The sequence below is a fragment of the Streptomyces sp. NPDC087901 genome, assembly GCF_044742205.1.
In the GTDB taxonomy this organism is placed as follows: domain Bacteria; phylum Actinomycetota; class Actinomycetes; order Streptomycetales; family Streptomycetaceae; genus Streptomyces.
The window spans coordinates 74344-82745 of the sequence record NZ_JBIUUC010000022.1 but is presented as its reverse complement, the minus strand read 5'-3'; the positions used below and the strand labels follow the sequence as shown (position 1 = coordinate 82745).

The window sequence follows — 8402 nt, the reverse complement described above, 5'->3', positions numbered from 1 at the left end:
GGGGGGCCCCCGGGGGCCCCGGGGGGGGGCGGGCGCCCCCGCCCCCCCCCCCCCCCCCCCCCCCCGCGGCCCCCCCCCCGGGGGGGGCCCCCCCCCGCGGCTCTGTGCGTGGGCCTTGGCGGCCGGCTGCGTAGGGAGTGGGCCAGGTGCGGGCCTCCCCCGCCGGCGCATTCGACCGCGTCGGGCGACGCGGACCTTCTTCATGACGGGCTCGAACTGTGGGGAGTCGCCAAGCTGACCGGCCGTGATCACGATCGACATGGGCTTCTGCCCCTGCTCGGCGGCCAGGTGCAGCTTGGTGGTCAGGCTGCCGCGCGAGCGTCCGAGTCCATGGTCGTCCGGCTCGGCGGGGACGCCGCCGGGCGGCTCCGTTTACAGGTCCCCTTTTTTTTTCCGCGCCCCGGCGGCGTGCTGGTGGGCCCGGCAGACGGTGGAGTCGATGTTGATGTCCCAGGCGATCAGATCCTTGGCATCTGCCTGGGCCTGCAACGCGGCGAAGATCCGCTGCCAGGTGCCGTCCCGCTGCCAGCGGCGGAACAGGTCGTACACCCGGCTCCAAGGCCCATACTCGTCGGGTATGTCCCGCCACGGGATGCCGGTGCGGACCCGGAAGCGTATGCCGTCAACCAGCTGCCGTCTGGTCCATCGCGGCGGCCGTCCCGTCTTCTTGCCCTTAGGCAACAGCGGCTCCAGCACCGCCCATTGCCCGTCCGTCAGATCTCCGCACGCCACAAACCAAGATCATCTCACCCGCGGGGTCCACTTTCGACGGACCCTAGAACAGAACAAAGGGGTCTCCGGCCCGCACCTGTCCTGGCGACACGACCGTGGCCAGCCCATCCAACCGCATGTCGTGCGCTTTCGTGATGGCTCGCAATACCAGCGGGGAGTGGGGAAGGTCCTGCTGAGCCTCGTTGGTCATCACGCATCGCTCACTCGATCGCACAAACTCAATGCACACCGCGTCGCCGATCCGCGCCTTGCTCCCGAACCACTCGTCCTCCACGAACGGAGGGGTGCCTGCCGGTGTGCGTACCAGGAGGTTCGGCCGGAAGCGTCGCTCATCGACGGGAACATCGGGCACCGCCGAACGCACCCAGTCAAGGGTGGCAGTGGTCAACACGCTGATAGGCAGCTGGTCGAAGTGAGAGATTGCCCCCTCGCGGGCTACCTCGACGTCCTCGCGACCGAGGAAGCGACGAAGGTAGGCACTCGGGTCCGGTACCACCGCGCCTCGCGGGTCGAGCAGTTCAGGCTCACCAACGTCATCCACATAGCGGGAACGCAGATGCAGCAGGCCCGGCATCCTGCGGAATCGACGAGTGTTCTTCCCCGAGCCGAACTTGCCCTGAGCGTCGCGCACCGCGAAGAGACGGTCACCGATGAACCCCCTCGCCTCTACCTCTACCCGGTGGAGCAACTCGCCCCCTGTCGACTTGATCGGATACCGCCAGATCCGTTCGATCACGCCCGCCTTGATCACCATCCAGATGAGGCTACAAGAGCGGGGGCGTACGCACTTTCGATACACCCCCTGGATGTCGCCGACCTGGGCGGGCCCGATGGGTTACGGCATCAAGGCCTGACGGGTTACAAGGGCGGCAGGGCGTCACGGGTTACGAGGCAGAGCGTGACGGGGCCTCGAGGGACGGCGTTACGGGGCCGAGGGCGGGCGCCGGTTGCCGTCCGGACGGGTACGGTCCTCGCGGATCACCTCGCCGGAAATGACCTTCCCGCCCGGGCCGGAGGGCTCCTCGTGGATCACCTCACCCTGGACGACCTTGCCGTCCGGGCGGTGCATACGAGCCTGCGTGAAGGCGTCGGAGAGGCTGCCGGGGCCGGCCGTCCTCATCCGCCGTTCCAATGAGCGCTCCGCGTACCTGCTGAGCGCAGACCGGACCGGCGGCACCAGGAGCAGCAGTCCGGCCACGTCCGAGATCATCCCCGGAATCATGATCAGGAGCCCGGCGAGCATCAGGAAGCCGTTGCCACGGGTGCTCGAGGGGGCGGGCGACGAGCCACCGGCCCCCGGCTGTCCCGGCATCTGCTGGAGCGTCTCGGTGAGATTACGGAAGGCCCTGCGGCCGGCCCGCTTCATCACCACGGCCCCGAGGACGACGCCCGCGGCCAGGAGCAGCAGCACGGTGAACCCGCCTGCCGCGTCGGCCACCACGATGAGCAGCCAGATCTCCAGCACCGCCCAGGCGGCGATGGCGAGAGGTACGAAGGTCCGGGCGCGCGAGCGCCTGCGGGCGGTCGGGGGCGGTGTGCCGGTCGTCATGCCCCCAGTGTGCCTGGACCGGCGTCCGAACGAGGTAAGGGGGCCGGGCGGCGGGTCCCCGCTCCTCGTCAGGTGGTCCGGCGGCCGAGCACCCGGTTCGTACGCGTGGTGACGCCCCACGCCGTCACGCGCCAGAGCGCCTCGACCAGGATGTCGCGGCTCATCTTGGAGTCGCCGACCTCCCGGTCCACGAAGGTGATCGGGACCTCGACGACATGGAAGCCGGCCTCGATCGCGCGACGGGCCAGGTCCACCTGGAAGCAGTAGCCCTGCGAGGCGACCTCGTCCAGGCCGATGCCCTGCAGCGTCTCGGTACGGAAGGCCCGGTAGCCACCGGTGACGTCCCGCGTCTGCAGTCCGAGCATCAGCCGGGAGTACGTGCTGCCGCCGCGGGAGATCATCTCGCGGGACTTGGGCCAGTTGACCACTCGCCCGCCCGGGACCCAGCGGGAGCCGAGCACCAGATCTGCGCCCTTGAGGGCGGTGAGCAGGCGGGGCAGCTCTTCCGGCTGGTGGGAACCGTCGGCGTCCATCTCGACGAGAACCCCGTAGTCGTGGTCCATGCCCCAGCGGAAGCCGGCGAGGTAGGCGGCGCCGAGCCCTTCCTTGCCCTTGCGGTGCAACACGTGGACCTGGTCATCGGTCGCGGCGAGTTCGTCGGCGAGCTTGCCGGTGCCGTCCGGGCTGTTGTCGTCGGCGACCAGGATGTCAGCCTCCGGCACGGCGGCGCGCACCCGGCTGACGATCGGCTTGATGTTCTCGGCCTCGTTATAGGTCGGAATGATCACCAGTGCTCTGCCGAGCGGGCCGTATCGCCTCTGACCGCCGTCGTTCACTTACTGCCCCTTAAGTCCGTACGCAGATGCACACCATATCGAGCGCGTCACGCACACTGACCGACCCGGTCGGGCGGCGTGGGAAGCGGTGACGGACAGAAGAGCGGAAGTACGGACAGAACTGCGGATCGGGGCCCGGCGCCCTTCGGGCCGACCTGGGACCCGCCGGCTGCGGGTCGACCTAGAGCCGTTGTCTACTGAACGTCCGGGCCCCACCCGGGTCACACCCTCCGCCCGGCTGAAACCTTCCCTCGCCCCCGAGGCGCGGGCGCTGAACCTGGCTGTCAGTGATGGTGCACCGGTGCGGCACACCACCCCATGACCCAGCGGCGTTCGACGACTGCGTGGAGGTTTAACCGGTCGGACGTCCTGTGGTGGACTCGGCCGAACCTACCGGCCGGTGGGCGCATTCTGTCAATAGTTGCCTGACCTGCATCGTTTAGCGAACTTGCCTGGTCAGTCCCGAAGATCCCCAGGTCGCGGCAGAACGGGGGCCTCTTCGAGAGGCGGTACGAAATGTCCGTACGTCACTCGTTCGGTCGCACGTAGACAGTTTGTCCGAAGACAACCGTGCGCAGGCATACCGGGAGCTCGGCACCTGGGCTGAGGTCAGGCAGTCCGGGCGTTCCCGACCTGGGGTCCGTCGACCAGCGCGCCACCCGGTCGTCCGGGGCCTGGACCACCAGCTCCTCGGTGCGCCAGACCGCGTAGTCGGCCGGGGCGCCGGGCACCAGGGTGCCCGCGTCGTCACGGCCGGCCGCCCGCCAGCCGCCCCGGGTGTGTGCGGTGAAGCCGGCCCGTACCGAGATCCGGTGCTCGGGCGTCCGGTGGAACGCGGCGGCCCGCACCGTCCCCCACGGGTCCAGCGGGGTCACCGGACTGTCGGAGCCGAACGCGAGGGGCACACCGGCCCGCAGGAGCGCCGCGTACGGGTTGAGGGTCCTCGCCCGCCCGGCACCCAGTCTGCGGGCGTACATGCCCTCCTCACCGCCCCAGGCGGCGTCGAAGGCGGGCTGGACGGAGGCGGTGAGACCGAGTTCGGCGAAAGCGGCCACGGTCTCGGGCGTGAGCATCTCCGCGTGTTCGACGCGGTGCCTGGCGGCCCGCACCCGGCCGAGGCCCACCTTCTCGGCCGCCACCCTGATGCCGTCGACGACGGCGGAGAGCGCCGCGTCGCCGATGGCGTGGAAACCCGCCTGGAGCCCGGCCTCGGTGCAGGCCGCGACGTGGGCGGCGATCTGCGCCGCGTCCAGGTGGGCGGTGCCCGAGACGGGTGCGTCGGCGTACGGCTCGTGGAGGCAGGCGGTGTGCGAGCCGAGCGACCCGTCGACGAAGAGGTCTCCCGCCGCACCCACCGCGCCGAGCTCCCGGATGCGCCGGGCGTCCTTCTCGTCGCCGACCTGTTCGGCCCAGTAGCCGACGACCCGCGGCCCCGGCTCCCCCGCCGCCAGGCTCAGCAGCGAGGTGAAGTCCTCCTCGTCGGAGATGTCGGGGCCACCGCACTCGTGGACCGTGCCGATCCCGAGGGAAGCCGCACGGGCCAGCGCGGCACGCTGGGCATCGGCGCGCTGCCGCGGCGAGACGGCGTCGTGGGCGGCCGCGCGCACCGCGTGGTGGGCGGCGTCCGTCAGCGGCGCGTCGGGCCGGTAGCCGGCCATCGAGGCGATCCGGGGGACGAGATCGAGCAGCGCGGTCGTGACGACCGCCGAGTGGACGTCGATCCGGGGCAGATAGACCGGCCGTCCACCCGCCGCCGCATCGAGCTCGCCGCGCGTGGGCGGGCGTTGCTCCGGCCAGCGCGTGGCATCCCAGCCGTGCCCGAGGACCACCCGGTCGGCAGGGTGCGCCGCCACGTACGCCGTCACGAGGGCGAGGGCCTCGCCGAGGGTGCGGGCGCCGGAGAGGTCGAGGCCGGTGAGGGCCAGACCGGTCGACGTGGTGTGGACGTGTGCGTCGGTGAACGCGGGAGTGACCAGCGCCCCGTCGAGGTCGATCACTTCGTCGACACCGCTCGCGAAGGCGTCGGCGGCCCCTTCGGAGCCCACCCAGGCGACATGGCCGCGTTCGACCACCATGGCGGTCGCGAAGGGATCGGCGGGGCTGTGGACGTCTCCACCGCGCAGCAGCACGGTGCGGTGTTCGCTCTGGGGGGCGGTGCTCTCGGTCATGAGGACCAGTCTCCCGCCTGCGGGGGCCCACGCCGTGCCCGGCCCCCCTTACGGCCCCGCCCGTCAGATCTGCGGCGGGCGCGCCTCGTAGGCCGTGGAGAGGACGACCGTGGTGCGGGTGGAGACGCCGGCGAGCGAACGGATCCGGGTGAGCAGGTGCTCCAGCTCCCGCGGGGCCGCGACCCTCACCTTGAGGATGTAGTTCTCGTCGCCCGCGACGCTGTGACAGGCCTCCAGCTCCGGGACGCCCGCGAGCCGCTCCGCGATGTCGTCCGGCGCGCTCGGGTCGAAGGGCTTCACCGAGATGAACGCGGTCAGGGGCAGACCGACGGCCTCGGGGTCGACGACCGCGGCATAGCCCCGGATCACCCCGCGCTGCTCCAGCCTGCGGACGCGCTGATGAACGGCCGAGGTGGACAGGCCGGTGGCCTTGCCCAGGTCGGTGTAGCTCATCCGCCCGTCCTTGACGAGCAACTCCACGATTTGACGGTCCAGCTCCTCCATATGGATCAATCTATGGCCCCGGGCCCTCCAGGCACAGCCGTGAAGGGCACAGAAAGGCACCTGCGGCAGGCATGTGACCAATGCCACAGGTTTACGGGCCAGTAGCCGAGCCGCTCGCGGTTACGGCGGATTCCCGACGGGAAGTGCTTGCTGTGGTCGAGGCCGCGGCGCCTTGTCGGCCCACCCGAGGGGGGAATTTCCCATGCAGAGCCTGAAGCTCACCGGACGTACCGAACCGGAGCCTGTTGATCCTTTCGAGGACACCGCTCCCGACGCGTACGACATGTTCGAGATGTACCGGGTCGTCTGCCCGGACTGCGCGCAGCCCATCGCGCTCCTGGCGGACGAGGACGTGCTGCCGGAGCACGCACTGTGCCCCACGCCGTGGAACCCGTTCGTCCTGACGGTGTGCGCCGGCACCGGCCGCGCCGCGTCGAAGGCCCGGCCCGCCGATGAGTCGGCCGACGCCCAGGAGCAGGAGACGGCCCTGCTGCTCACGCTCCCCCAGGGACTCGACTGGAGGATGCAGCCGTTCTCGCACGCCGGGGGGGCCGGCTCGCGCCCCTTCCGGGTGCCGCAGCAGCTGCGCCGCGACGCTGCCTGAGGCAGACCCGAAGAAGGGCGCCGACGCGCCGGGGACGGACTGCCCACACCACGACAGCGGCCGGGCCGCCGTGGTGGTGCGGGCTGTCCGCAGCAGCTCCGGCCGCGTACGGCGCGCCAAGAGGACCGGGCGAACAGTCGCCCGAATCGGCTGAGCAGTGACCCGGCCCGGCTCCGCACCGTTGGCCCGGCATGACCCTGCTGCATTCCAAGGCCGGCCCCGGTCGCCGCCGTCTCGCCGCTCCCGCCTCCGAAGAATCGGTTCCGCAGTCCCGCACCCCGCAGGCGCCCTCCGAGCCGCCCCGCCCGGCGCCGCGCTCGGCTCCGCGCTCGGCATCCCACTCGACCGAGCCGCCCATCTACCGGTCGCTGCTCCGGCACTGGGAGAGCACCGGCAGAACCCTGCCGGGCCGCCACGACCAGGAGTGGAACCGGATCATGACGACGCCCGTGTGGTCGGACCGGCCGCTGAGGGTCAGCGCGTCTCAGGACCCGCGAGGTGGCGGGCGATGACCATCCGCTGGATCTGATTGGTGCCCTCGACGATCTGCAGCACCTTCGCCTCGCGCATCAGCCGCTCGACGGGGAAGTCCAGGGTGTAGCCGTATCCGCCGAGCACCTGGACGGCGTCGATGGTCACCCGCATCGCGGCGTCCGTGCAGAACAGCTTGGCCATGGCCGCCTGCCGCGAGAAGGGGCTCCCAGCGTCGCGCAGCCGGGCGGCCTCCAGGTAGAGCGCGCGGCCCGCCTCGATCTGGGTGGCCATGTCGGCCAGCATGAACCGCAGCCCCTGGAAGTCCGCGATGGGGCGGCCGAACTGCTTGCGCCCGGTGGCGTAGTCGACGGCCTCGTTCATCGCCGCCTGAGCCACGCCGACGGCACAGGCGGCGATGCCCAGCCGGCCGGAGTCGAGCGCGGACAGGGCGATCGCGAAGCCCTGCCCCTCGTCTCCGATCCGGCGCGCGTCGGAGACCCGCACGCCGTCGAAGTGCAGCTGGGCGGTGGGCGAGCCCTTCATCCCCATCTTCTTCTCCGGGGCGGCGGCGCTCAGGCCGGCCGCGTCGCCGGGGACGAGGAAGGCGGTGATTCCGCGGGGGCCCTCGACGCCGGTGCGGGCCAGGACCGTGTAGAAGTCGGCGATGCCGCCGTGGGTGATCCACGCCTTGGTGCCGGTGATGACCCAGTCCTCACCGTCCCGTACGGCCTTGGTGCGCAACGAGGCCGCATCGGAGCCCGAGGCGGGCTCGGAGAGGCAGTAGGCGCCCAGCAGGCCGCCTCCGAGCATCTCCGGGAGGTGTTCGGTCTGCTGGTCCTTGGTGCCGTAACCGGCGACCGCGTGACAGGCGAGGGAGTGGACGCTGACGCCGAGCCCGACGGTGAGCCGGGCGGCGGCAAGTTCTTCGAGGGCCTGGAGGTACACCTCGTACGGCTGATCCCCGCCGCCGTGGGCGGAGTCGTAGGGCAGGCCCAGCAGTCCGGACTCGGAGAGCAGGGTGAAGACCTCGCGCGGGAACCGGCCCGCGTCCTCCTCCTCGGCGGCCCGCGGCACGATCTCCCGCTGCGCGATGTCGCGGACGAGCGCGATGAGCTGCCTGGACTCCTCGGTGGGCAGACGGCGTTCCACCAACTGCGGGGCACGGTCGGACATGACGGCGCTCTCCTCCCTGTCGGGCGTTGCGGCGGTCGCGCGCGAGGGGTGTGGGCGGCGCCGCCGGGGGACCTCCGGACTATGCCCGGAAAACACTGCTGTCCAGCCGATGTTGCCCTCCCGGATTACGAGAGGCGCAGGCCGACGGCTGCAGCGGGTTGAGTATGCCCGATCGGACGGTATCCGTCACCGGTTGGCAGAACACGGCCTGAAACGGCCGACGGCGGCCGGAACGATCACCGGAATTGGTCCGAACCATTGACCCAACTGGTCTAGTCCATCTACGGTTCCCAGCGAACCCGCTTTCCGCGTTCATGCCAAGTTTGAGTGTCCGCCGGAAGCTGGTCGTCCACTGGCACGTC

At 71.0% G+C, this 8402-nt stretch carries 9 protein-coding genes; 2 read left to right on the top strand and 7 right to left on the bottom strand.

The features are described 5' to 3' along the window. Nucleotides 1–372: 372 nt before the first annotated feature. From ACIOEW_RS38685 to ACIOEW_RS38660, 6 genes are all read right to left on the bottom strand, one after another. A complete protein-coding gene (locus ACIOEW_RS38685) occupies nucleotides 373–732 on the bottom strand; it encodes an IS5 family transposase (RefSeq protein ID WP_401970025.1) in 360 nt (119 codons plus the stop codon). Between the two features lie 43 nt (nucleotides 733–775). Then, entirely contained in the window at nucleotides 776–1486 is a 711-nt protein-coding gene (locus tag ACIOEW_RS38680) for an MOSC domain-containing protein (RefSeq protein WP_362554714.1), read from the bottom strand. Nucleotides 1487–1654: 168 nt separating this feature from the next. Then, nucleotides 1655–2281 (bottom strand): FxsA family membrane protein, encoded by a 627-nt coding sequence (gene fxsA / locus ACIOEW_RS38675; RefSeq protein ID WP_401970023.1) that lies wholly within the window; start codon nucleotides 2279–2281, stop codon nucleotides 1655–1657. Between the two features lie 68 nt (nucleotides 2282–2349). Further along, complete coding sequence (locus ACIOEW_RS38670) at nucleotides 2350–3117, bottom strand: polyprenol monophosphomannose synthase (RefSeq protein ID WP_362554718.1); 768 nt, start codon at nucleotides 3115–3117, stop codon at nucleotides 2350–2352. Between the two features lie 527 nt (nucleotides 3118–3644). Next, a complete protein-coding gene (locus tag ACIOEW_RS38665) occupies nucleotides 3645–5285 on the bottom strand; it encodes an amidohydrolase (RefSeq protein ID WP_401970021.1) in 1641 nt (546 codons plus the stop codon). 63 nt (nucleotides 5286–5348) lie between these two features. After that, nucleotides 5349–5789 carry an Lrp/AsnC family transcriptional regulator gene (locus tag ACIOEW_RS38660; RefSeq protein ID WP_362554722.1) on the bottom strand — a complete coding sequence of 147 codons (441 nt, stop codon included), beginning with the start codon at nucleotides 5787–5789 and terminating at the stop codon, nucleotides 5349–5351. A gap of 202 nt (nucleotides 5790–5991) precedes the next feature. Between ACIOEW_RS38660 and ACIOEW_RS38655 the strand changes: the two genes are divergently transcribed. Both ACIOEW_RS38655 and ACIOEW_RS38650 read left to right on the top strand, forming a co-directional pair. Continuing rightward, the gene (locus tag ACIOEW_RS38655; RefSeq protein WP_362554724.1) at nucleotides 5992–6393 is read left to right on the top strand and encodes a hypothetical protein; all 402 of its coding nucleotides are present in this window, start codon (nucleotides 5992–5994) and stop codon (nucleotides 6391–6393) included. Between the two features lie 191 nt (nucleotides 6394–6584). Next, nucleotides 6585–6905 (top strand): hypothetical protein, encoded by a 321-nt coding sequence (locus ACIOEW_RS38650; RefSeq protein ID WP_401970019.1) that lies wholly within the window; start codon nucleotides 6585–6587, stop codon nucleotides 6903–6905. Here the strand turns inward: ACIOEW_RS38650 and ACIOEW_RS38645 are convergent. Further along, nucleotides 6868–8040 (bottom strand): acyl-CoA dehydrogenase family protein, encoded by a 1173-nt coding sequence (locus tag ACIOEW_RS38645; RefSeq protein WP_362554726.1) that lies wholly within the window; start codon nucleotides 8038–8040, stop codon nucleotides 6868–6870. The genes ACIOEW_RS38650 and ACIOEW_RS38645 overlap by 38 nt on opposite strands. Nucleotides 8041–8402 lie beyond the last annotated feature (362 nt).

Excerpts from the sequence above, each read along its gene's own strand:
- fxsA (WP_401970023.1), bottom strand. The coding sequence starts at position 2,281 with ATGACGACCGGCACACCGCCCCCGACCGCCCGCAGGCGCTCGCGCGCC.
- ACIOEW_RS38655 (WP_362554724.1), top strand. The coding sequence starts at position 5,992 with ATGCAGAGCCTGAAGCTCACCGGACGTACCGAACCGGAGCCTGTTGAT.
- ACIOEW_RS38665 (WP_401970021.1), bottom strand. The coding sequence starts at position 5,285 with ATGACCGAGAGCACCGCCCCCCAGAGCGAACACCGCACCGTGCTGCTG.
- ACIOEW_RS38680 (WP_362554714.1), bottom strand. The coding sequence starts at position 1,486 with ATGGTGATCAAGGCGGGCGTGATCGAACGGATCTGGCGGTATCCGATC.
- ACIOEW_RS38650 (WP_401970019.1), top strand. The coding sequence starts at position 6,585 with ATGACCCTGCTGCATTCCAAGGCCGGCCCCGGTCGCCGCCGTCTCGCC.
- ACIOEW_RS38645 (WP_362554726.1), bottom strand. The coding sequence starts at position 8,040 with ATGTCCGACCGTGCCCCGCAGTTGGTGGAACGCCGTCTGCCCACCGAG.
- ACIOEW_RS38660 (WP_362554722.1), bottom strand. The coding sequence starts at position 5,789 with ATGGAGGAGCTGGACCGTCAAATCGTGGAGTTGCTCGTCAAGGACGGG.